At 45.6% G+C, this 22,634-nt stretch carries 15 protein-coding genes and 2 pseudogenes; 8 read left to right on the top strand and 9 right to left on the bottom strand.

Going from position 1 to position 22,634, the window contains the following annotated elements; genetic code table 11:
* Positions 1-201: 201 nt before the first annotated feature.
* Positions 202-1,302, bottom strand: coding sequence for a 4-hydroxyphenylpyruvate dioxygenase (gene hppD, locus BTV99_RS10865; protein WP_075102379.1), 1,101 nt, complete (start codon positions 1,300-1,302; stop codon positions 202-204).
* A gap of 193 nt (positions 1,303-1,495) precedes the next feature.
* Here hppD and BTV99_RS10860 point away from each other — a divergent pair, with 193 nt between their 5' ends.
* The 3 genes from BTV99_RS10860 to BTV99_RS10850 all read left to right on the top strand — a co-directional run bounded on the left by BTV99_RS10860 (position 1,496) and on the right by BTV99_RS10850 (position 4,646).
* Positions 1,496-2,422, top strand: coding sequence for a LysR family transcriptional regulator (locus tag BTV99_RS10860; RefSeq protein ID WP_075102391.1), 927 nt, complete (start codon positions 1,496-1,498; stop codon positions 2,420-2,422).
* A gap of 187 nt (positions 2,423-2,609) precedes the next feature.
* Positions 2,610-3,905 (top strand): fumarylacetoacetase, encoded by a 1,296-nt coding sequence (gene fahA, locus BTV99_RS10855; RefSeq protein WP_075102378.1) that lies wholly within the window; start codon positions 2,610-2,612, stop codon positions 3,903-3,905.
* A 165-nt stretch (positions 3,906-4,070) separates the two neighbouring features.
* Positions 4,071-4,646: a VOC family protein gene (locus BTV99_RS10850; protein ID WP_075102377.1), complete on the top strand. Its 576-nt coding sequence runs from the start codon at positions 4,071-4,073 to the stop codon at positions 4,644-4,646.
* A 52-nt stretch (positions 4,647-4,698) separates the two neighbouring features.
* Here the strand turns inward: BTV99_RS10850 and BTV99_RS10845 are convergent, their stop codons facing one another.
* Positions 4,699-5,532: an IclR family transcriptional regulator gene (locus BTV99_RS10845; protein ID WP_075102376.1), complete on the bottom strand. Its 834-nt coding sequence runs from the start codon at positions 5,530-5,532 to the stop codon at positions 4,699-4,701.
* A 200-nt stretch (positions 5,533-5,732) separates the two neighbouring features.
* Here BTV99_RS10845 and maiA point away from each other — a divergent pair, with 200 nt between their 5' ends.
* Positions 5,733-6,380 carry a maleylacetoacetate isomerase gene (gene maiA / locus BTV99_RS10840; RefSeq protein ID WP_218607514.1) on the top strand — a complete coding sequence of 216 codons (648 nt, stop codon included), beginning with the start codon at positions 5,733-5,735 and terminating at the stop codon, positions 6,378-6,380.
* Between the two features lie 242 nt (positions 6,381-6,622).
* On the opposite strand, the pseudogene BTV99_RS10835 reads toward maiA, so the two are convergent.
* Both BTV99_RS10835 and BTV99_RS10830 read right to left on the bottom strand, forming a co-directional pair.
* Positions 6,623-6,832, bottom strand: a pseudogene (locus BTV99_RS10835) (integrase core domain-containing protein); the annotation flags it as partial.
* A 9-nt stretch (positions 6,833-6,841) separates the two neighbouring features.
* Positions 6,842-7,732 (bottom strand): LysR family transcriptional regulator, encoded by an 891-nt coding sequence (locus BTV99_RS10830; protein WP_075102374.1) that lies wholly within the window; start codon positions 7,730-7,732, stop codon positions 6,842-6,844.
* Between the two features lie 135 nt (positions 7,733-7,867).
* On the opposite strand from BTV99_RS10830, the gene BTV99_RS10825 reads away from it, so the two are divergent.
* From BTV99_RS10825 to BTV99_RS13315, 3 genes are all read left to right on the top strand, one after another.
* Positions 7,868-8,359, top strand: a complete 492-nt coding sequence (locus BTV99_RS10825) for a CidA/LrgA family protein (protein WP_075102373.1) — start codon at positions 7,868-7,870, stop codon at positions 8,357-8,359.
* Between the two features lie 9 nt (positions 8,360-8,368).
* Positions 8,369-9,067: an LrgB family protein gene (locus tag BTV99_RS10820; protein ID WP_075102372.1), complete on the top strand. Its 699-nt coding sequence runs from the start codon at positions 8,369-8,371 to the stop codon at positions 9,065-9,067.
* 135 nt (positions 9,068-9,202) lie between these two features.
* Positions 9,203-9,313 (top strand): DUF4298 domain-containing protein, encoded by a 111-nt coding sequence (locus BTV99_RS13315; RefSeq protein WP_241900675.1) that lies wholly within the window; start codon positions 9,203-9,205, stop codon positions 9,311-9,313.
* 42 nt (positions 9,314-9,355) lie between these two features.
* Here BTV99_RS13315 and BTV99_RS10810 read toward each other — a convergent pair whose 3' ends face one another.
* The 4 genes and pseudogenes from BTV99_RS10810 to BTV99_RS10795 all read right to left on the bottom strand — a co-directional run bounded on the left by BTV99_RS10810 (position 9,356) and on the right by BTV99_RS10795 (position 11,983).
* Positions 9,356-9,970 (bottom strand): DedA family protein, encoded by a 615-nt coding sequence (locus tag BTV99_RS10810; RefSeq protein ID WP_075102370.1) that lies wholly within the window; start codon positions 9,968-9,970, stop codon positions 9,356-9,358.
* Between the two features lie 117 nt (positions 9,971-10,087).
* Positions 10,088-10,294, bottom strand: a complete 207-nt coding sequence (locus BTV99_RS13790; protein WP_075102369.1) for a hypothetical protein — start codon at positions 10,292-10,294, stop codon at positions 10,088-10,090.
* A gap of 215 nt (positions 10,295-10,509) precedes the next feature.
* Positions 10,510-10,782: pseudogene (locus BTV99_RS10800) on the bottom strand (transposase); the annotation flags it as partial.
* Between the two features lie 124 nt (positions 10,783-10,906).
* Entirely contained in the window at positions 10,907-11,983 is a 1,077-nt protein-coding gene (locus tag BTV99_RS10795; RefSeq protein WP_075102368.1) for an RNA-guided endonuclease TnpB family protein, read from the bottom strand.
* 453 nt (positions 11,984-12,436) lie between these two features.
* Here BTV99_RS10795 and BTV99_RS10790 point away from each other — a divergent pair, with 453 nt between their 5' ends.
* Entirely contained in the window at positions 12,437-13,618 is a 1,182-nt protein-coding gene (locus BTV99_RS10790; protein WP_075102367.1) for an acyl-CoA dehydrogenase family protein, read from the top strand.
* A 321-nt stretch (positions 13,619-13,939) separates the two neighbouring features.
* On the opposite strand, the gene BTV99_RS13305 is transcribed toward BTV99_RS10790, so the two are convergent.
* Positions 13,940-22,501, bottom strand: a complete 8,562-nt coding sequence (locus BTV99_RS13305) for a YadA-like family protein (protein ID WP_075102366.1) — start codon at positions 22,499-22,501, stop codon at positions 13,940-13,942.
* Between the last annotated feature and the right edge of the window lie 133 nt (positions 22,502-22,634).

Genomic DNA, 22,634 nt, shown 5'->3' with positions numbered 1-22,634 from the left:
ATGACGATTGTTTTTTCTATCAGCCCTTTGTCCTCTACCCGTTGACCATACAAACTGGCGCGTCGATCACGTCACCTAATCGGTCAAACAAGCCAGCCAGTCAGACCAGCCAATGCGGATAAGACTAAAATACGCAAGCCAACTGCTACGTATAATGAAGCAAGTGGACAAGACAAACTCCTTTTGCCTTGCCCGCCGCTGCTATAGCGCTTCTGTTTCTGGTTGACCGACAGCGCCGCGGCGCACTTGGTCGCGTTCGATAGATTCAAACAACGCCTTAAAATTACCTTCACCAAAGCCTTCTGCATAATCGCCTTTACGCTGGATAAATTCAAAGAACACCGGACTGCCTAAGATGGTCTCGGAAAAAATCTGTAGCAGTAAGCGAGGCTCGTTGCCCTCAGTCGTGCCATCTAGCAAGATACCGCGTGTTTGCAGTGCCGCGACATCCTCACCATGACCCGGCAGACGCTCACTTAACATGTCGTAATAAGCATCGTTTGGCGCAGTCATCAGCGGAATGCCCGCCGCTTTGAGCAAATCGATGCTCTCCAGCAAGTCATCACTGGCTAAGGCAATATGCTGAATGCCTTCGCCATTAAAGTGCATCAAATACTCTTCGATCTGCCCGCCGCCCTGCTTTGATTCTTCATTAAGTGGGATGCGAATTTTGCCATCAGGGGCGGTCATGGCTTTACTGGTAAGGCCTGTGTACTCGCCTTTGATATCAAAATAACGGATTTCGCGGAAATTAAAGATACGCTCATAGAAGTTTGCCCAATACGCCATTCGGCCGCGGTAGACGTTGTGCGTAAGATGATCGATGACTTTAAAGCCATAACCGGTAGGCTGTCTGTCGACGTCAGCAAAAAACTCAAAATCGACATCATAGATAGACTCACCGTCTTTGTAGCGGTCAATTAAATATATCAAAGAGCCACCGATGCCTTTTATCGCAGGCAAGCGCAGCTCCATCACGCCTGTTGGCACCTCGACAGGCTGCGCGCCCATCTCAATGGCACGCTCATAGGCTTTTTTGGCATCTTTCACCCGAAATCCCATACTACACGCCCCTGCGCCATGCTCTTCTACAAAATAGCTGGCGTGGCTTTTTGGTTCACGGTTTAAGATGAGATTAATATCGCCTTGACGATAAAGCGCCACGTCCTTTGAGCGGTGGTTGGCGATGTGGCTAAAGCCTAGCTGCTTAAACAATGCATCGACAGCGTGTGGCTCAGGTGAAGCAAACTCTACAAAATCAAATCCGTTTAGTCCCATTGGGTTTTCAAATAAATCTGCCATGGTCATCATCCTTAATATCAATTACTGCTAAAAATAATTAGTGCTAAAAATCGTCACTATCAATCCGTATCAAACCTTAAATCAGCGTAAAAATTTGTCTATATCAATAACGCTTATTGACGATGCATTTATATTAGATTAGCTTTATTTATAAGACTAATTGTTTTTTATGATTTATTTATCAGGTTTACTTATGAATATCAGTATTCGCCAATTGACCGCTTTTATCACTGTCGCTGACAATGGCAGCTTTACCCGTGCCAGTGACCAGATGCATCTGACCCAATCTGCCGTGAGTGGTTTGATCAAAGAATTAGAATCCAGCCTCGGTATCGTGTTGTTTGACCGCACCACCCGCCAGCTATCGTTGTCCGCTGTAGGTCGCCATCTGCTGCCACAAGCGCGGCGGGTACTAAATGAGATGCATCTATTTGAAAACGAAGCCAGTAGTTTGACCAGCTTGGCGCAAGGCCAAGTCAGACTGGCGGTGTCGCAGTTTGCAGCCTCCTCTATGCCTGCTGTCATCGCTCAGTTTTCCCAAACCTATCCTGATATCAGCGTGTCGTTATTAGATTGCTCGGCCGAGAATGTCCTACAGCACATCCAAAATATCGAGGTAGACTTAGGCGTCGGTACCGAGCTTGGATTTATGGAGATGGATGATGACATCAGTACCGACTTACTGTACGAATTGCCGTTTTGTGTGGTGATGCCAGAGCAGCATGTGTTGGCACAAAAAAGTGAGATCGTCTGGCAAGACTTGCTAGAGACGCCGCTCATTACCTTGCAAGGGCCATTTATTGAGCAAGTCACCACCGAGCTTGATGAAGCGGTCGCCGCCCATATTCAGCAAGCGCGCTACAAGGTCAATTTTATGTCGACAGCGCTGGAGATGACGCGTCAAGGGTTTGGTATCACGTTGTGCCTACCCTATATGCCAGAGGTGATCGACTGGGTCAGCGCCAATGGCTTACAGATGCGGCCACTTGCTCATCCAGTCAAGACAAGGCGGTTTTTTATCTATCAACGCTCATCACGAGCGCTAGCGCCTGCAACGGTTGCCTTTAAGCAGTTTTTGCAAACGTATTTTGCGCAGCACTTCACCGATCTGCATGGCTAATAGTGCCCCTAAAAGTAAGCGATGATGGGCATAAAACCCTTGCAATACCTCTGATGATAACTTAGCATAAGACATAAATTATACTATAAGTAATAAATTACGTATTGCGTAATCAACCTTATATTTCTTATTCACTCACTTTTTATCACCTAACTTTGTCCTTTATTTTTTTAGCAAGGAGCATCTTATGTCAACGATTGACAAAAACTTGACTTCGTTTATCGAGGTTGCCGCCGACTCTGATTTTTCTATTCACAATCTGCCTTATGGTATTTTTAGCGATACCAAGACTCAAGCAAAGGCAGACAATCGCCGTGCTGGCGTGGCAATCGGTGAATACGTACTGGATTTGTCTGTGCTTGAGTCAGCAGGTCTTCTAGATTTAGCAGGCGGGCCGTACTTTAACCAGCCGACCCTAAACGCTTTTATTGACTCAGGCCGAGATAATTGGCAAAAGGCGCGTGCGACAATTCAAACGCTACTATCTGACGCAGACAGTACCCTACGTGACGACACCGAGCTACAAAAAAAGGCGCTGTTTAAGCAAGCAGATGTCACCATGCATCTGCCCGTTCACGTGCCAGGCTTTACCGACTTTTACTCGTCTAAAGAGCACGCAACCAACGTCGGTACGATGTTTCGTGATCCAAACAATGCGCTGCTGCCCAACTGGACAGAGATGCCAGTCGGTTACAATGGCCGCGCCAGCACGGTCGTCGTCAGTGGCACCGATATCGTGCGTCCCTCTGGGCAGCTAAAACCAAATGCGGATGAGCGCCCTATCTTCTCACCTTGTAAGCGCTTGGATTTTGAGCTAGAGACTGCGTTTGTCGTTGGCAAAGGCAACCAGCTTGGCCAGCCTATCGCCGTCGATGAAGCATTTGAGCATATTTTTGGCATGGTGTTGCTCAATGACTGGTCAGCGCGCGATATCCAAAAATGGGAATACGTGCCTTTAGGCCCATTCAATGCCAAAACCTTTGCTTCTGAGGTCTCGCCTTGGATTGTCACCATGGAGGCGCTTGCCCCCTTTAAGACCTCATGCCCTACCCAAGAGCCAAAACCGCTGGCGTATCTAAACGAGACTGCCACTGATACCAGCTTTGATATCAACCTATCGGTCGAACTGCTACCCGAAAATGCCGAGAGCGCTACTGTCGTTTGTGAGACAAACTTTAAGTATATGTACTGGTCGATGGCGCAGCAGTTGACGCACCACACCATCACCGGCTGTAAGGTAGAAGTCGGCGATATGATGGGCTCGGGGACGATCTCGGGGCCGACACCTGACGCTTATGGCTCAATGCTCGAGATCGCTTGGAACGCGACCAAACCTGTGACGCTGGCCGGCGGTGAGACGCGCAGCTTTATCGAAGATGGCGATACCGTCATCATGAAAGGCTATAGCGAAAAAGACGGCGTTCGAGTCGGTTTTGGCGAAGTACGCGGTAAAGTCTTGCCTGCCCTGAGCTTTGATTTTTAGCTTTAATTTTGACCACTGATACTGGCTATCATATGGGCGTGCAATGCTAAACAGTTCATCACGCTGCCAGAATCTTAGTAGAGCATACGTCCGATCTGATCAAACCGTTGCTCGAACCATACTGGCAGTATGACGCAGGTCACGCCTTATCAAAAGGATATTGATATGAGCTTTACAATTGAAAAAATTCATCACGTGGCTTATCGCTGCAAGGATGCCAAAGAAACTGTCGAATGGTACAAAAAACATCTAAACATGGATTTTATCTTGGCATTTGCCGAAGATCATGTACCCTCAACCAAGGCCTTCGACCCTTATATGCATGTGTTTTTAGACGCAGGACACGGCAATGTCTTGGCATTTTTTGAAGTTCCAAATCAGCCTGAGATGGGCTTTGACCCCAATACGCCAAGCTGGGTGCAGCATTTGGCGCTGAAGGTAAAAGACCGCGATGCCCTGATGCTGGCAAAAACGCATTTAGAAGACAATGGTATCGAGGTGGTCGGTGTGACCAATCACGGTATCTTTCACTCGATTTATTTCTTTGATCCAAACGGCCACCGCTTGGAGCTGACCTATGACGATGTCACGTCAGAAGAAAAAGTATCGATGATTACCGAAGCGATGAAGCAAGAGATGCTCGATGAGTGGTCACGTACCAAACGCGCACCCGTTCATACGCAGTTTTTGCACAACGAAGAGTTAGAAGAAGTAAAGCAACAGGTCCCTATGGGCGAATAAATAGTCGGTGCAGGACTTGAGTATCGAAAAATAATGTTAAGGAAAAACACCGTTACATCACATCATAACGCTGCGCGATTGCCCGTATCTGCGCGACCAAATCATGTTGCTTATGTACAGGCAGTTGCTCATTGGTCCCGATGACCGTGATGGCATACTCTAAACCGATAGGTGCGTGTTTCTCGGTACTGTGATCGTCTATATGACTTGCCTGTGATGATATCAAAGCAGGCATACTAATGGCGTTGATACCTTTTAGCATATCGCCTGTCACCATAGCATAGCCTTGGGTACGGATATTGGCGCATCGTTCGCTAAACGTCTGACGTTTTTGTGCCATGTCATCATAGGTCTCATGGTCACGCCATTCTGCCGTCACCAATGGCCAAATAACCATGTCTGACTGATAGCTGGCAAACAGCTGCCCTGTCGCCGATGTGCTAAGCGGCATCCGTGAGCCCACACGCGTGATGATACTGATGGCGCTATCTGGCTCGACCGACTGGATAATAATAGGTCCTTCGGTAAACCATTTAGCAATCTGTACCCCGCAGTGCAAGTTGTCTTTGATATCATGGGCGATAAGCGTCAGGCGCTCTAGAAGGTTGTTTGGACGGTGGGCGCGGTGGCTTAGCGCATCGACTCTGTGCCCAAGTCCGTAGCGCCCGTCTGCCAATTGCTGTGCATAGTCTTTTCGAATGAGACTGACCAAATAGCGATGACACTTGGCAGGATGCATTTGCAGCGCTTGAGCAATGTCTTTTAACATCATAGGCTCGCGGCGCTCGATAAGGATATCTAAGACGGACAACCCTGTCTCCAAAGACTGGACGCCATTTTTTTGAGTGGTCGTCGCGCTGTCTATAGGGCTTTTGGCTGCTGGCATAATTGACTCGCTAAAAGGCTGGTATTGATTTAGGCTTAGGCCGTGGAATGATAAGTACAATTTTATAACACTTACGCCTGATTGTATGCATGTGCAGTTGGAGAGCATGCATATCTTATGCAACGATAATGACGGGACAAGCTATGGTGGCAACGGGGCGTTTGACTCACAACATAACATAATAAAAGGAAGATACCATGATGAAACTTTACGGTTATTTTCGTAGCGGCACATCTTACCGTACACGTATCGCAATGAATCTAAAAGGCCTAGAGTACGATTATCTGGCAGTCAATCTGGCCCAAGACGAGCAGCTCGCTGAGACTTTCAAAACCCTAAACCCACAAGGATTGGTGCCTGTTTTACAAGCTGATGATGTATTACTCTATCAAAGCCCTGCCATATTAGAGTGGCTAGAAGAGGTCTATCCTGCGCCGCCTTTATTGCCCAGTGACGCTGCTGATCGTATGCAAGTACGAGCGCTGAGTGCGATGATTGGCTGCGACATACACCCTATTAATAACCGCCGTATTTTACAATACTTACGCCACGAGCTGTCTGTAGATGAAGCGCAGGTCATGACGTGGTGCAACCGCTGGATCAGCGAAGGCTTTGCCGCTTTAGAAAAACGCTTGGCAGCTGACCATACTCGCGGTAAGTTTTGTTACGGTGACACGCCAACCTTTGCAGATTGCTATTTGATACCACAGGTGTCGTCTGCGCGCCGGTTTGAGGTGGACCTCACCCCCTACCCAACCATCGTCGCCATTGATGCTCACTGCCGCACCTTAAAAGCCTTTATAGATGCCGAACCGATGCAGCAGCCTGATGCACCACAAGCGATCTAGCTGACCCAATGCCATCACCAGTACCCTATTAAGTGCGATATAGTGAACCGCCCCGACTATGTCGGAGTCTGGTTTACTTGAGTCAGGCAGCGATGCCTGAAAGGATTAAATTATAGTTAGCTGAATGTAAAACTGTTATGGATTTAAACGCGCTACTGGTATAAATTTTACTTGCGTGCTGCGTTCCCAGAGGCTGCGCAACCTACGTTTAAAAATAGCATCCCAGTAGCGCTATGAGATTTTTAGAGTGTATCGACTATATCATAATACCGCTTTTCAAACTCAAAAGGCGATACATAGCCCAATGCACTGTGTATACGCTTTTTATTGAACCAATCTACGCAATTTAATGTCGCAAGTTGTACATTCGCTAAACCTTGCCAACCTGCTTTTAAATATTCAATCACCTCTGTTTTGTATAACCTATGTCCTGTTTCAGCCAAAGCATTATCAAGGCCTGGTTATATGTTTTTTCTTATGTTATCAAGCCAAGCTCGCATACTTGGTGTAAGCAAGCGATGACGACGCCAAGCCATGACAAGCTCCCATTTTAACTGAGGTTGGGTTAGTGGCAAGCAGACTAATCCTGTCAAATCCAACTTTTGAGTATAATATTGAGGCAAAAGAGTCACACCCATATCCTGTTTTACCATGTCAAGAAGCAAGTGCCACTGATTGGTTTGGCAAATAATATTAGGTTCAAAACCTAGTGATTGACAGTTTTCTATAATCATTGGAGTAAATGATGAATTGGAGGTAAATAAAATTAGGGGTGCATTTGATAGTGACTTAAGTGTTACCTTGGTTTTTCGCTTACCCATACGGTTTTTATTTGCTACGACCACCACTGGATAGCAACATATCGACGAGTAGTCAAAATCATCGTCAATCGGCTTCATCAATGTTGCCACATCAAGTTGCCCCTCTAGAAGGGCCTGCTTAAGTGACTCAGCACCATCTTCGATAAGTGAGGTTTCTATACTAGGATGCATTTGGTAAAAGTTAAAAATAGCTTTGCTTAGTATTTCACTGCCTAACGGTGAAATCCCCAGACGCAACTTACCACCTATTAATTGCTGATAATCTACTACTGTTTGTTCAAGATTATCTGCCTTTTGTAAGATATCCACTGCTTGAATATAGAGGTGTTCGCCAATTTCCGTTAAATTAACTAGCCGCTTTTTTCTATGAGTCAACGGCTTATCAAACAGAGCTACGCCTAAATATTCTTCAAGGTTACTGATGGATTTGGTAACGGTGGGTTGGGTTAGATTGAGTTGGATACTAGCCTGAAGAAACCCACCTGTTTTTACGACTGTCACAAAGCAGCGTAATTGCTTGAAAGTTATCATAAATAATAGACCACATTTAAGAGAAAGAACGAAACTTATTATATAAATTAGGAATAAAAATAAAAATATAATTCATAATTTATGACTAGGGTATTTTTATAATAAGTAGTCTCTAATCAACAAACAACAATTATTATGCGTAATCCTAATATTCACTTATCCCTATCCTTTGTAGCTGAAAAAAAACTTAGACTTCAACAGTTCTGTCGCCAATCATGGCTTCATGTCCTTATGCAATGCGCTATTATCGCAGCTGTCTGGTATTGTGCTGCGATATTGGTTGAGTTATTGCATTTACCCGTATCCTCAGGCGTCTTAGGAGTATCTTTAATGCTGATCTTATTAATGAGTGGTGCTATCAAGGTTAACTGGGTCAGACTGGGGGCAAAATTTGTTTTGGGTGAATTAGTATTAATGTTTATTCCACTTATGATGTCAATACTTCAATACAAGGCGCTATTTATCAGTAAGGGCTGGCAATTAATGCTGACAATTATCTTAAGTACCGCGATGGTGATGTTAAGCTCAGCATTCACTTTTATTATGGTGCACCGTTTGCAACGTAGATTGTATCGACATCAGATTCATAAAGCCCAATTAAACCTAAAAAATAATGATAATGCGTGAGGGTTTGCGATGAATATCTGGTCAATCCTTTGTCTCATTTGGACATTAGCTGCTTATTATATGGCTAAAGTAATCTATGTGCGCTATCGAAAATCTTGGCTAAACCCAGCTATCACGGTTCCAGTAATAACGCTTTCATTAATGATTATCTTTAATATCTCTTATGATACTTATTGGAAGGATACAGCTTGGATTGTGCAGTTACTTGCCCCCGCAACGGTTGCGTTTGCTATACCTATTTATGAATATCGTCGTTTAATACGTCAACATGCTTTGGCTTTGACCGCTTCTATAACTGTTGGGATGGTGGTGGGAGTCTTAAGCATATACCTATTCACTGGTTTGTTCCATTTTGATAAGACCTTGACCTATAGCTTGATGGCCCGTTCAATATCGACACCATTTGCGTTAGACTTATCTGAAAAAATCCACGGATCTTCCTCTTTAGTTTCATTGTTTACTTTGATCACAGGGATGGTGGGAATGATTTTAGGGGATATGATTTTGACTTTTTTTCGTATTCGCTCACATCTTGCAAATGGAATCGCATTTGGTAATGCATCACACGGTTTTGGTACAGCCCGGGCAAGTCAGCGCAATGAGGACGAGGGCGTTATAGCTAGTTTAACAATGATTTTAGCGGGATTGTTTATGGTATTCTTAGGCCCTTCATTAATACATGGCGTAATGTTATTTGGGCAAGTTTAAACAAATAAAGCTTGGCTGCGGTGCGCACGCTCATGCCTTGTTCAAGAGACTGTAATACCTTTTTACGAAGGGTAATGGGGTATGTCATGGTAATTAGCGAGCTGGAATTTAGAATTATCGTAATTAAGCACTCTGGTGAGGCTCATTTCTATCTTTAGCGAAGACGGTATCTGGAATGCGATGACAGAGCATCAAGAGCAGGCGATTACTTGGATGCGCTTAGGGCCGGACGCTATCGACAAGTAAATCAAAGCGTTAGCACTTAGTGATTATCGGCCTTCGCATTTATTAGCGTTTATCAGATAAACGTCGCTTTACAAACCAGCCAATAATAATGACAACGATAAGGATGCTAATACCTGTCGAGTAAGGGGCGAGCGTCGATTCAATAACCTCGTAGTTTTGGCCCATATAGTAACCCGCGAGCGTCAGACCTGTCGTCCAAATGCTTGCACCAAGTGCGGAGAGTCCCAAAAACGGTAGCATTGGCATATTATTCATACCGGCAGGAATCGAGATAAACGAGCGGATACCAGGCACCATACGACCAAAGAATACCGCTTTTTTACCGTGCTTATCGAACCATTCATTGGTAGCTTTGATATCGTCAGGTTTTACAAAAACAAATTTGCCATATTTTTTGGTTAAGGCTATCAAGCGCTTTTCGTTAAACACGCGGCCTAAATAGTACAGCGGTAACGCACCAAGTACCGCGCCAAGCGTCCCTGCTAATATGGCAAGTATGAGATTAAGCTCACCATTTGAGGCGGCAAACCCAGCAGCAGGCATAATGACCTCAGAGGGAATAGGCGGAAAGACGTTTTCGGCAAACATGGCAAAGATAATGCCAAAGTAGCCAAACTTCGCCGTAATAGAGAGTACCCAGTCACTGATTTGACCCATAAAAAACCTTTAAAATAGTATGAACAATATTGCTGCTAAGCCGAATCTTTAGGCAAAAGATACTAGCTCATCAGAGGTTTTTCAATTTAGAAGGTTTTATCTGCTGTGCAAGTTTCGTTAACGTATATCTAAATCATCAGCGTAGGCAAATAGCGCCGGCGCGCCGCCGGTATGCCAAAATAAGACGTTATCGGTTGCTTTGATTTGCTCGGTACATATCACAGTGACAGAATTCCATTGGTATTTTATAATATTTACATCCTGATATATGAATACCTCCTTACCATCAATATATTTGGGTGTACCTGCAAATTTTAATTTCATTTTACTGTCTCAGTTAACTTTTCCACGCAGATACTATAGCGCCCCATTCTCTGTTTATAGCATCATATTCTCTTTCTTGCACAGAATCGTGCATATATAGTTAGCTGAATGTAAAACTGTTATGGATTTAAACGCGCTACTGGTATAAATTTTACTTGCGTGCTGCGTTCCCAGGGAAATACCCCCAAATTTAAAACACCAAATAAGTAGAAATAAGCTGCCATATTAAGTTTCTGAATCGGCGTAAAGCCACCATTACCTATATTGGGTCTTTCGTTATTATAGTGATACAGCCAAGCTTCAGCCTGGTGCCGCACTTGATCTAAACTATCAAATAGTTCTTGATTAAGCCAGTCATAACGCACTATCTTATTAAATCGTTCAATATAAGCGTTTTGCTGAGGATTGCCAGGCTCGATGTATTCGATAACGATACCTTGCTTAGTTGCCCAATCCTTTAAATCATTGCTGATATATTCAGGGCCATTTGTAGTGGTCAAATATTTTTAGACAGTACTTAAGATGTTTTTGTTGAAATAAAGTCTCAATGCTCGATCTAAGGCTTCTTGACGGTTTTGACTTCCTCCCCTCCCTAAACGGAGGGTATTCCTACTAAAGACGGTCAAGCCCGACCGCGAGAATGTTTTTTGCTCCATTAACATCTCTGTTATGGGTCGTTTTACAAGAACGACAAAACCATACTCTTATACCAAGACCTTCTCTACCTTTCGGACTGTCTTGGCGGGAGCCGCAACACGAGCAGGTTTGGGTGCTGTACGCTTCATTGACTTCGATATACTGGCAACCTGCGTTCGCGCATTTATAATCCAGTTGCCGTTTTATTTCAAACCAACCAGCATCATAGACGGATTTGGCCAGTTTGGATGAAGTGAATGCTGTTGATTTAATCTTTCCAACAATGATTAAGCTGTTGGCTTTAACAAGCTTTGATGTGAATTTATGGATCAGATCTTGGCGGGTATTTTTAATCTTGGCGTGTATCGCACGGACCCGTTTTTTATTCTTGGCTCTTTGGGCAATGGCCAGTTTTTCAGCGTATTGATGGGTTAGCTTAGTGGTTAGAACATCGCCATCACTACTGACTGCTGAGTCCTTACAGCCTAGATCAATACCGACTTGACCCGTGCCACACTTAATCTTTGGAAATTCTTTGACGATGATACAGGCGTACCAGTGGCCCCGATTGTCTTGTACCAACTCGCAAGTATTGATGCGGTAGAGCGAGAGGTTATAGCTATCCCACATATCAATGATTAGTTTTTTACCCTTAGCGAGGCTTAGCTGAATAGTAGATTTAAGGCTTTTCTTGCCAGACTGACGAGTTGATAGGTGCTTAATCGCGGTCTTTTTAAAAGGAATCCAGCCCAAACTCCTTCTCTTGGCCTTTGGGTTGTTGGTGCGCCAGTTGAGTTTGGCTTTTTTAAACTGTTTACGGGATTTAGCGTGAACCTCACTAATCGCTTGCAGGGTTTGGCTGTGCAAGTTTAAATACTCGCCACTGCCTTTGGTATAAGCGTCCAAGTCATAGGCTGAAAAGAATTTTCCTGTGCGCTTAAGATGTTTAAAACTAAGCTCATTAACATAATTCCAGACAAAGTTGACCGACCAAGCCAAGATATTGAGCTGAGCGGCGTGTTTGTCTTTGATGCGTAGCTTGAGCGTTTTCATGGATTAATTATGATCTCAATGGGTTTGGGTATCAAGGGGTTCGCCATACTGGGCGACAATGGCTGACGCCTGATGCCTGATATCCACGCCCTAGAAGAATGTAGATATCAGGCGCTGGATGATAAAGTGCGGTACGTGACATAGTCTTTCCATCTTAGCAACGACCATGATGTCGAACCATCATGGTCGCTCTCAAAAATTGAATGGTTGCTCAACTTTATCTTGTCTATACAGGCGAGTGCAGTAACGTTCGTTTACCGTCCTAACTTATCCTACGCTTATTACCGTGATTACCTTCACTAAATATTCATTATATTCAAATTACCGGTTGTATAGTAGTCGACAGTTGGTTATTCTTTGAATATAGAACGTTATATATAAACTCTAGAATAAAGCACAACTTATCGGTTTTAAAAAACAAATTCGTTTTACTAATGATAAGGGTCGAAAAATATGAGCCAAATATCTTTTCCATACAGCACACCGATTAGGCCTGCTAGCGCAGCAGATGAGACATATCATTTGGCACTTGCTCACCGTGAGGAGACAGAAAACCTTAGAAAGATTGCACCCGCTGTGATCGAGCAGCTCTCAGCCCGTCATTTATTTAGGATGGGTTTACCAAAGTCACTGGGAGGCTGGGAAGACAACCCAACCGAGACCTTAACAGTGTACGAAACCTTGGCAAGCGCAGAAGCGTCAGTGTCTTGGATCGTTTGGAACAATCATCTGGCGTGTACCTTTGGACGGTTTTTGGACAGCTCGGCCAGGCAAGAGGTCTTTAATAATCCTGAACATATCTATGCCAATTCGGCGCGTCCTGAAGGCGTCGCCGTCCAATACGCAGAGGGCTACACCGTATCAGGTCGCTGGACGCTGGTATCTGGCTGCGAGCTGGCCGATTGGTTTGTCCTACGATGCCGAGTCACCTCTGACGGAGCGCAAGCCCCACTCAGCTCTGGTGCCAATCTAAAACTGTTTTTTATCCCAAAAGCTGACGTCGATGTGATTGACACTTGGCATGTCGGTGGACTAAGAGGGACAGGCAGCCATGATATTGTGGTCACAGAAGCCTTTGTAAGGCCTGAATATGCAATCGATTTTGATAGTCCTATCGATACCGACAATAAATACAACCGCCTACCTATAGGGTGTATCAATGCTGCTGGCTGTGCAGCGATGGCGCTAGGCGTGCTAAAAGCTGCCACCGATGAGCTGATTGGTCTGTGTCTTGAGAGAGTTACCGCTGGTAAAAGCCCAGATCTACGTGATCGCGCCACGGTACAAGCGGCCATCGCCAAAAGCAAGACTCTGCTGGCTGCCAGACGCCTACAGCTACACAGTAGCGTTGAGACATTATGGAATGAAGCTGTGAAAAACAACACTTTTACCGACACACAGCTTGCAGATGTCTGGGCAGCGTCTTGTGAGGCGGCAAGAGCATCTAGAGATATGGTGTCTGAGATTTACGCGGTGGCTGGTACTGTCTCGCTATATAAGACCCATAGAATTGAAAGAGCGCATCGCGATATCTATGCGATTTTACAACACGGTATCGTGCAGCCGCACTGGATGAATCAAGCAGGCATGGCTTATGTTGGCCTGACGCCGACAGCACCCATGTTCCGAATTTGACGGCAGTCTGTCAGCGTTTTTGGGCTGTTTATATAGCCAAAACAAAGCGGAATATTATCGCTTTGTATAGTCGACTCTAAATAAGTCACATATAGTGAGTTCAATATAAAAACGATACAGTGAGACTTGGATAAATTTTTCGCAGTACCTGTCGGCGCAGGCACAGCACGCAAGGAAAATTTATACCAGCTCCACGTTGATATATAATATCTCTGTTTTATTTAAAATCGACTGACATGATAAAAGAAGCAAGGCATCAGGTGCCTTGCTTCTTTTTTATACTTTATAAAAACAGTATTTTATAAAAACGGTCACGGCTTATTAGTCAAAGTGGAAACCTGCACCAATCGAGCCGCCTGCATTGCCTTGCGTATCTGCAGTACCACTTATCTTCATGACCCAACGACCGTCATTGGAGAGCTTAGAGAAGCCGATGGCCACTGCACTCTCGCCGTTATAAGTACCGACACCGCCGCTGATCAAAGACTTACCAGAGATATAAGCTTGCGGTAGAGAAGACATCGCCATGGCCGCTGAGATACCTGCGTTTGCATCGTCTTCGACTTCGCCGATTTTGTAGCCTAGATCGCTCATGCTGTTGTTTAGCCTGCTATCGAGTGCACTTAGCTGACCAAGGTTGACAGCATCTGTCGCTTCGACACCATCGGCGACACCTGTAATACTCTTGCCACCTGCATACAGGCCATCTGCCGTCATACTTGGGCCGTCTGTGATAGTGACACCGCCACTATTGATGGTCGTATTACCTGTACTGACACTATCTACGCTGATATTGCCATTGAGGTCAAACAAGATGCTACTGCCCTGCGCGGTGGTGGTGATGTTATTACCACCGGTAAAGCTTAGGACACTGTCATCACCGATAGGTTTGTTGATGTTATCTCCACTATCAGCGCCAAAGTTGAGACCGGTATCCAATCTATCCGTATTGCCTTGAATATTGGTCGTATTGGTGCCGATATTGGTGGTGTTGGTGGCGATATCAGCCGTATTGGCCTCAATATTGGTGGTATTGGTGGCTATACTTTCATTGATAATGGTCTCGCCTTGCTTGATCGAGGCAATCGCACCATCAATACTGCTTTGACCAGTACCGCCGATATTGGCATTGATGAAGGTGCCATCTTCAGGGTTGTAGACGGTATCCCCACCTATTAGGGTGCTGATACCTGCGCCTTGTGCATAGAGCTGGCTACCATTGATAGCATCTGAGCTACTGGCTGAGACTTCACCGCTCATGACGTTTGTGACTTTGGTGTCAGCGGCATTGATACCCGCTTTGGTCATACTTGGTCCGCCGACGATGGTCAAGCCGTCATTGCTCAGCGTACTATCGCCTGCTTGTACGCTATCGATGGCGATATCCCGATTTAGATCAAAGCTGATGTCATTTACGTCTGCTGCTCGACCTGCTTGACGTGCCAAACCACCGTTAGCAAGCGTTCTGGAAATCGTGATATTGCCATCTCTACTGTTTATATCAACAGCACTGCCTTGTTTGACCATGGTAGCGCTATCACCCTGGGCACTTAAGCCCCAACCTTGATCCAAAGCAAAGGTTGCTGACTCTAACTGGCCAACCGTAACAGCATCTGTAAAGTCGATACCGGCGGCGACATTTGTGATTCGATTAAAGCCGTTATCCAAACCATTATTAGTCAATCTAACGGTTCTATTCGGCGCATTATCGGACACAAAGGTAAAGCTATTGTTTGTCATGAGGCTACTACCCACTTGCATACGACCTTCATCACCCAAGTTTAGCTGATTGTTTAGCCGAACCTGAACGCCTGCGGCAGATGCCAGTGTGGTGATATTACCATCACCTCTGACATTGATGGTCTCCCCTAACGCAAATTGCTGGTCGTTAGCAACATTACCATCACCGATTTTGATGCCTTTGGCAATGTCTTGATTAGTTTTAAACAACTGGCTACCGTTGACCGCATCTCTACTGCCAGCGTCCAGCCATCCATCAGCGACATTAGTAATCTTGTTGTTGCCATTATTCAGACCATTGTTAGTCAGCGCTACCTGATCGTTATCGCCATTATATAAAGTAACACCTGCATTATTCACCTGAGTGTTTCCGGTGGTGACGCTGCCTGTATTACCAAGATTGATATCTTTATCCAATCTGATGTTCAATGTGTCATCGCCGTCAGCAGTAACGCTGATGTTTTTCGTTGCTGGATCAGCGTTGATGGTATCGTCACCTTTAACAATGAGCTTTTGACCAAGTTTACGGTTGACATCGGTACCACTGTCACCCCCAAAGTCTAAGCCTTGGTTGATAGTCGCATTGGCTTGATTCAGCTGGTAGACATTGACGGCATCAGTATCATCCTCACCAGCAGTAAGACCCGTAATTTTACCGGTATTCTCAGCGTTGATGGTTACCTCACCAAACTTCGGTGAATCAGCCATTTGAATTTCAATACCACCATCTTGTGTCGCAATCGTATTGATATTGCCTGATGAGTATGTACCAACCGCTGTTTTACTACCAACAATCTGCATCTCTTTATTTAGGTTGCGAGTAACATAACCAACAGCTGGGTTGTCGTTACCAGAGAAGCGTAAACCATCATCTTCTAACGTCGCTATGGTACGACTATTACCGTCACCATCTTCGTAACTTAAGCGCGTGACGTCTGTGTCATCATTAAATACGTCGCCAGACTGGATTTCTGGACGCATGGTCAGCGTTGGACTCACACCGTCTATCCCTGCAGGACCCGTTAGACCAATAGTGCCATCAGCGCCATTAATCGCTACGCCAGATACACCGTCAGCACCATTCACACCGATGAGGCCATCTACACCATCTTCACCGTTTAGACCTGGTCCACCAACACTAAGGTCGTCGCCTAATGCCACAACCAGGTTATTATCTTCATTGGTTACGCTAATATTACCGTCACCGTTGATCGTAACGACGTCGTCTGGTTTGACATTGCTCTTCGCGCCATCACCAGAATCCGTACGGACAAACCACCCTTTATTGGCTGTTTCGTTGACTTCATTTAATTGATCAAGGTTCACAGCATCAGTACCATTGACACCTTTTCCAAGATTGGTGATTGTGTTGGTTGGGTAATCATCGTCATCAGTGTTGGAGCCCATATCAATGCCTGAGCTGCTGATAATTGGACCGCCTTCATTGATGGTGATGCTATCGAGATCCGTTAGCTTCTTAGCCATCATTAGATTTAGCTTACCGTTATCACTGTCAACACGTAGGTTAGCACCTGATGCATCAGCAGAGTTAGCCAACGTACCTTCGATGTTCAAGGTTTCGTTGAGCTGCTTGGCGATGGTAGCACCCTTGTTACCCGCAAACTTCATACCATCTTCCATGGTGGCGACTTGAATATCGTCGATAATGATACGTGTAATACCGTCCTCACCATTCACACCGGGTACGCCATTGGTGACACCGATGGTACCTGAAGGACCTTGCTCACCGTGAAGACCTGCAGGACCCGTTAGACCGATAGTGCCATCAGCACCATTGAGAGCAATACCAGATTGACCGTCAGCACCATTCACACCGATGAAGCCATCTACACCATCCTCACCGTCTAGACCTGGGCCACCAACACTGAGGTTGTCGCCTAAAGCAAAGTCGATTTCATTATCTGCCACTGTAGTGACGATACTGCCATCTGCACTGGTGTACTTAACTGTCTCACCAAGTTTAACTTTATCTTTAGTTTCACCAGGCGCTAAGGAAGCATTGTCAGCCGTGATTTCGAAACCTAGATCAATGATAGTGCCACTAAGGTCTGATAACTGCTCTTGAGTAGCCGCCTGTCCACCAGTATAGGTGATCGTTGGATCAAAGGTTCTATTGGTTAGACCTGAGATTGTACCTGTATCACCATTGATCTGTACTGGATTATCAGTACCAACGTTCACCACTGGAGCTAAGCCAAGCTCAATACCGTCGCCTGTAGAGAGTGGCGTTGTGGTTAAGTTGCTATCTGTATTGAGCTTAATCTCTTCTCCTAAAGCGAAGGTTTTCTCAAGACCATTATTGACGTTGAATTTGATGCCTTTAGCAATGTTGGTAGTGTTAGTAAAGGTACGAGTATCTAAATTACCCAGTGCATCACCGACACTGCTGTAGGTGCCGCCATTGAGTGGATAGCCTGGAGCACTCACCGTTCCATCAGGCTTGACCATTGAGCCACCACCGAAATTATCAGCAATAGATTGTGCGTTATCAAATAATTGGCTACCGTTGATACCATCAGTTGAAGTAGCAGTGATGTCGCCTTTGTCTACGTTAACGACTTTTCTATTGCCAGCATTAACACCGTTAGTTGTAACGCTTGGGCCACCAACAATATAAAGCCCAGTGCTATTTAGATTCGTAATGCCAAGCGGACTTGCTACCGTAACACCAGTGAGGTTGATTGAAGTACCAGCCAATGCATTGCCGGTTGTCATACCATAACGGTTAACGTTAGTCACAGGACCTAGACCAAATGGTGTACTTGTACCCATTTTGATACTACCATTAGTGTCTAGGTCTAGATTGTTATTGAGCACGACTTCAACTTTGCCACTGTCTACTTGTGTAGTAATGTTGCCATTAGAGCCTATGATATCAATTGTTTGACCTAGGTTTTTCTGGACGGTATTAGTATCAGCAGCTTTGATACCGAAGCCTAAGGTAGTCACATCACCAATGGCATTTTTTACATCACCGATGTTGGCAGCGTTGTAATCATCACCAACACCACTGGCTACATTCTTGATTTGTTTGTCACCAGCGTTGATGCCATTAGTAGTCATGCTTGGGCCACCAGCAATGATGAGACCATTAGTGTTAAGTACACTGTTGCCCGTCGTTACGCTACCGTCAGCATCAAGATTGACTGTTTCAGCTAGTTTTATAATTAGACCACCCGTTTCATCTGCTTCGACACCAAGATTGCCAGTCGTTAGATTACCTGTTGCACCACCAGTGACGCTGAGAGTTTGGCCAAGTTTACGAGTGGCCGTACCAGTATCACCTGTGAAGGTGAGAGGAGTTTGTAATGCCTCATTGATAGCTGTAAATGCGTCGCCAACATTATTCACCACAGCACCCGTGCCACCATCAGCAACGGTATCTACGTTACTTGGATCAGTAAACACAAAATACTCAGGAGTTTCATAAGTGCCAGCCGCATCCGGGTCATTAGGATCAGGGATATAGTTACCACCAAGGGCGGCCATATTACCTTCAGCCATGATGGTATTAGCAGTGACGTTCTTATTGGTCTGGAATAACTGACTACCGTTAATAGCGTCACTGCTAGTAGCATCCACGACACCTGGGGCGACGTTTTGGATTTGACGTTCAGCACCCACAGAGCCAACCGATACCGTTCTAGCGCCACTAGTTAAACCTGCAACTGGTTGATTGTTTATGGCAAAAGTGCCGGTATGCTGTGCTGCAGTAACGGATTGATGCCCCAAAGCGACGTTACCTGGCTGCCCTGCGATAGCAGCACGACCTAAGGCTGTGGCATTGCTGACTGCACTCGAGGCCTGACCAATAGCCGTACCGCCAATCTGAGCAGTGGACTTAGAGCCAAGCGCTACTGCGTAGTTACCAGACGTAGCGTCGTCACCTAAAGACGCAGCGTGGTTACCAGAGCTTGATCTCACACCAATTGCTAGACCATTTCTGGTACTAGCCGCAGCAGTGGCACCGCGACCAATTGCAATACTGTCCTCGCCATTAATTACAGCACCTTCACCCAGAGCGATTGAATACTTGTCACTGGCGTTGATTGTGACGTTATTACCTAATACGAAGGAGTTGTCGGCATCGATAGTATTGTTATTACCCACTGCATAACTACCGCTGCCGCTAATAATATTAGGATCACCAAAGGCACCTGAGTTGTCGCCATTGACGATGTTACCTGTGCCGATTGCGATACTATTGACACCGCTCGCTTTTGCTCCATCACCGATAGCCACACTAGACTTACCCTCAGCTTTGGCTTTCATACCCTGTGCGATTGAGTTTTCGCCGAACGCTTTTGAATCTCGACCCTGTGCGATCGCACCGGACTTAGTTGCCTCAGAAAAATAGCCCTGCGCCGAGCTGTAGTTACCTGTCGCTTCAGCGTGAGTACCTTGCGCAATGGACTGACTTCCAGTCGCTTTAGCATTTCTGCCTTGTGCGATTGATTGGTTTCCGGTTGCCTGTGCATTATCCCCTAGTGCGATGTTACTTTCCTTGGTTGCTAGAGACTTATTACCGATAGCCACACTAGACTCACCACTGGCAGTAGTACTATACCCCACGGCTACAGTATTCTTTTCAAGTGCTTTAGCCTCGCGTCCTAAAGCTGTACTATACACATCAGTCGAGACAGACTGACTTCCTATCGCTGTTGACCCTTTTTTGGTTGCTGCTGCCGCATCTCCTATTGCAATCGCAGCATAACCCGCTTTAGCAGCATATCCTATCGCGGTGGAATGTTTTTGATGTGCGTGAGCTTGATAACCTAAAGCAATTGCGTTTCTATCTTTAGCTTGTGCTTGGTAACCAATCGCAGTGCTCCGCGTACCCTCAGCATTAGACTTTGTTCCCAACGCTGTCGCATTTTCACCTGTCGCTGACGCATCAATTCCAGCTGCCATTGCATCAGCACCAGTCGCACCGTCATTATTGTAATTGCCACGAGTTGAATCTGTACTATTGACACTATAGAAATGTGTCTTGTTAGCCACAACTGTAGTAGTTAAGTCTTTAACAGACTCATTGGTGGCATGCAACTGACTACCATTAATACCATCTGTACTGGTTGCACTCACCTCCCCGCTAGCGACATGCTTGATTTGACGCTCACGCTCTTCTGAGCCAACAGAGACCTGTGCTCCTTTATCATTGGTCGCACCAGCATAAAAATAATCCTTATTACCAATAGTAAGTTTCTCTTGGTAAGTGGCATCATTAAGCGTAGTGGAACCTGCACCTAAAGCAACCGAACCATCTTTACTTGCTGATGACCCCATACCAAAGGCTGAAGAGGCAACACCATCTGAGGAGGACTGTACACCAACAGCAGTAGATAAGTGACCTTTAGACAGCGCTTTTGACCCAATGGCGATGGAAGCAGCGCCACTGGCCTCAGTGTTTCTAGCATAATACGCAGGCTCTACAAGGTCGCGGCCAGTGTAAGTCTTAAATACCGTATTCACACTGCCAGTGTTGGCACCAATATTTGAGCTGCCATCCAAGTTGGTTTCAGAGGCGGCGTTTAGATCATCGCCACCGATGGCGATAGCAGAGCCTCCTGTGGTCACCACATTTGCGCCAATGGCGATAGACTGCTCACCACCAGCGCTGGTAAGCTTGCCATTAGCCACACTACCGATAGCGATACTTTGACTACCAGCCGCGCTGGCTTTCCGACCCATGGCCATAGCGTTTTCGCCCGTGGCACCTAGATTGTCGTCATTGCTACCACCTGTGGAGTTTACACTGTAGTATTTGGTCTTGTTAGCCACAACTGTAGTAGTTAAGTCTTTAACAGACTCATTGGTGGCATGCAACTGACTACCATTAATACCATCTGTACTGGTTGCACTCACCTCCCCGCTAGCGACATGCTTGATTTGACGCTCACGCTCTTCTGAGCCAACAGAGACCTGTGCTCCTTTATCATTGGTCGCACCAGCATAAAAATAATCTTTATTACCAATAGTAAGTTTCTCTTGGTAGGTGGCATCATTAAGCGTAGTGGAACCTGCACCTAAAGCAACCGAACCATCTTTACTTGCTGACGATCCCATACCAAAGGCTGAAGAAGCATTACCTGATGAGCTTGAACGGACGCCAACAGCAGTAGAGAGGTTGCCTTTAGAGTGCGCTTTTACACCTATCGCTACAGATGCTGCACCAGCAGACTCGGTGTGATTGCTATAATCACCGACTGTGACGAGATTGCCACCTGTATAATGGGTAAAAGCATCATTGACGCCAGCAACTTGTGACGCATCGTCTAGATCATCACCACCGATAGCGATAGATGAGTCGCCGCTTGATACGACGTTTGCCCCAATAGCGATAGACTGCTCACCACTGGCCACGGTGTTTTGACCACTCTCACCGCTACCAATGGCTATGGCTTGCCCGCCGGTCGCCTCAGCATTACCACCCATGGCCATCGCGTTTGGCCCTATGGCACCATCGTTATTGGCATTACCGACTGCGTTTGAGTTTACACTGTAGTATTTGGTCTTGTTGGCGGCAATTGCATGGTTTAAATCGCCGATATTGGCAGCGTTGTTATCGTCACCGGCACCGCTTGCTACATTGGTGATCTGATTGCCACCATTATTTAGTCCATTATTGCTTAAGGTGACATTATTGATAGGATTGATTGCTTTGATGGTCATCCCTGAGCTATCCACCAAGGTGTCACCCATTTTTAGGCTACCATCTACGCCTAGATTGACCATTTTATCTAGCTTTACGGTCAGTGTTTTGCTGTTTTTATTGGCAGTTACATTGATATTTTTGCTGCTTGGATCGCCAGCTACCGTCTCACCCCCTTTGATTGTCACTGTATGATGGAGCCATTCATTGGTATAAATTTTAGGCGTAGGATCGTCACCTGCAAAGTAAAGACCAAGCGCACTGGCTGGCATCGCGACACCAGCAGCCAGCAGACCGAGTCCTATAGCGCTCACATGCCATTTTTTGACAGAAGTGGTAGCGGTGGTATTAATACGAGCATTGGCACTGACGCTAGATTTAGAAGACTTGCCACGTGCTTTGGTATATTCACCGACGGCGACAAAACAATTTAAAGCTTCATTCCATATGACTTTATAGATGCGGTTCATGATGCGTACTCCCTTACATAATTATTAGAGGCCAACTCATAGTCGGTATGTAGAGAGCGAATACGACAAAATGACACGGCGGTAAGCTTTAATGAGACTTTTTGCGCAAATGTAACCATTCTTAGCGTTTAAA

Source organism: Psychrobacter sp. Rd 27.2, from assembly GCF_001921755.1.
Taxonomy (GTDB): Bacteria; Pseudomonadota; Gammaproteobacteria; order Pseudomonadales; family Moraxellaceae; genus Psychrobacter; species Psychrobacter celer.
The sequence above is the reverse complement of the archived record's forward strand: the minus strand, read 5'-3'. Positions and strand labels throughout refer to the sequence as shown.

Bases quoted from the DNA above. Each gene is read 5' to 3' on its own strand.
- hppD (WP_075102379.1), bottom strand. From the start codon at position 1,302: ATGGCAGATTTATTTGAAAACCCAATGGGACTAAACGGATTTGATTTT.
- BTV99_RS10860 (WP_075102391.1), top strand. From the start codon at position 1,496: ATGAATATCAGTATTCGCCAATTGACCGCTTTTATCACTGTCGCTGAC.
- fahA (WP_075102378.1), top strand. From the start codon at position 2,610: ATGTCAACGATTGACAAAAACTTGACTTCGTTTATCGAGGTTGCCGCC.
- BTV99_RS10850 (WP_075102377.1), top strand. From the start codon at position 4,071: ATGAGCTTTACAATTGAAAAAATTCATCACGTGGCTTATCGCTGCAAG.
- BTV99_RS10845 (WP_075102376.1), bottom strand. From the start codon at position 5,532: ATGCCAGCAGCCAAAAGCCCTATAGACAGCGCGACGACCACTCAAAAA.
- maiA (WP_218607514.1), top strand. From the start codon at position 5,733: ATGAAACTTTACGGTTATTTTCGTAGCGGCACATCTTACCGTACACGT.
- BTV99_RS10830 (WP_075102374.1), bottom strand. From the start codon at position 7,732: ATGATAACTTTCAAGCAATTACGCTGCTTTGTGACAGTCGTAAAAACA.
- BTV99_RS10825 (WP_075102373.1), top strand. From the start codon at position 7,868: ATGCGTAATCCTAATATTCACTTATCCCTATCCTTTGTAGCTGAAAAA.
- BTV99_RS10820 (WP_075102372.1), top strand. From the start codon at position 8,369: ATGAATATCTGGTCAATCCTTTGTCTCATTTGGACATTAGCTGCTTAT.
- BTV99_RS10810 (WP_075102370.1), bottom strand. From the start codon at position 9,970: ATGGGTCAAATCAGTGACTGGGTACTCTCTATTACGGCGAAGTTTGGC.
- BTV99_RS13790 (WP_075102369.1), bottom strand. From the start codon at position 10,294: ATGAAATTAAAATTTGCAGGTACACCCAAATATATTGATGGTAAGGAG.
- BTV99_RS10795 (WP_075102368.1), bottom strand. From the start codon at position 11,983: ATGAAAACGCTCAAGCTACGCATCAAAGACAAACACGCCGCTCAGCTC.
- BTV99_RS10790 (WP_075102367.1), top strand. From the start codon at position 12,437: ATGAGCCAAATATCTTTTCCATACAGCACACCGATTAGGCCTGCTAGC.
- BTV99_RS13305 (WP_075102366.1), bottom strand. From the start codon at position 22,501: ATGAACCGCATCTATAAAGTCATATGGAATGAAGCTTTAAATTGTTTT.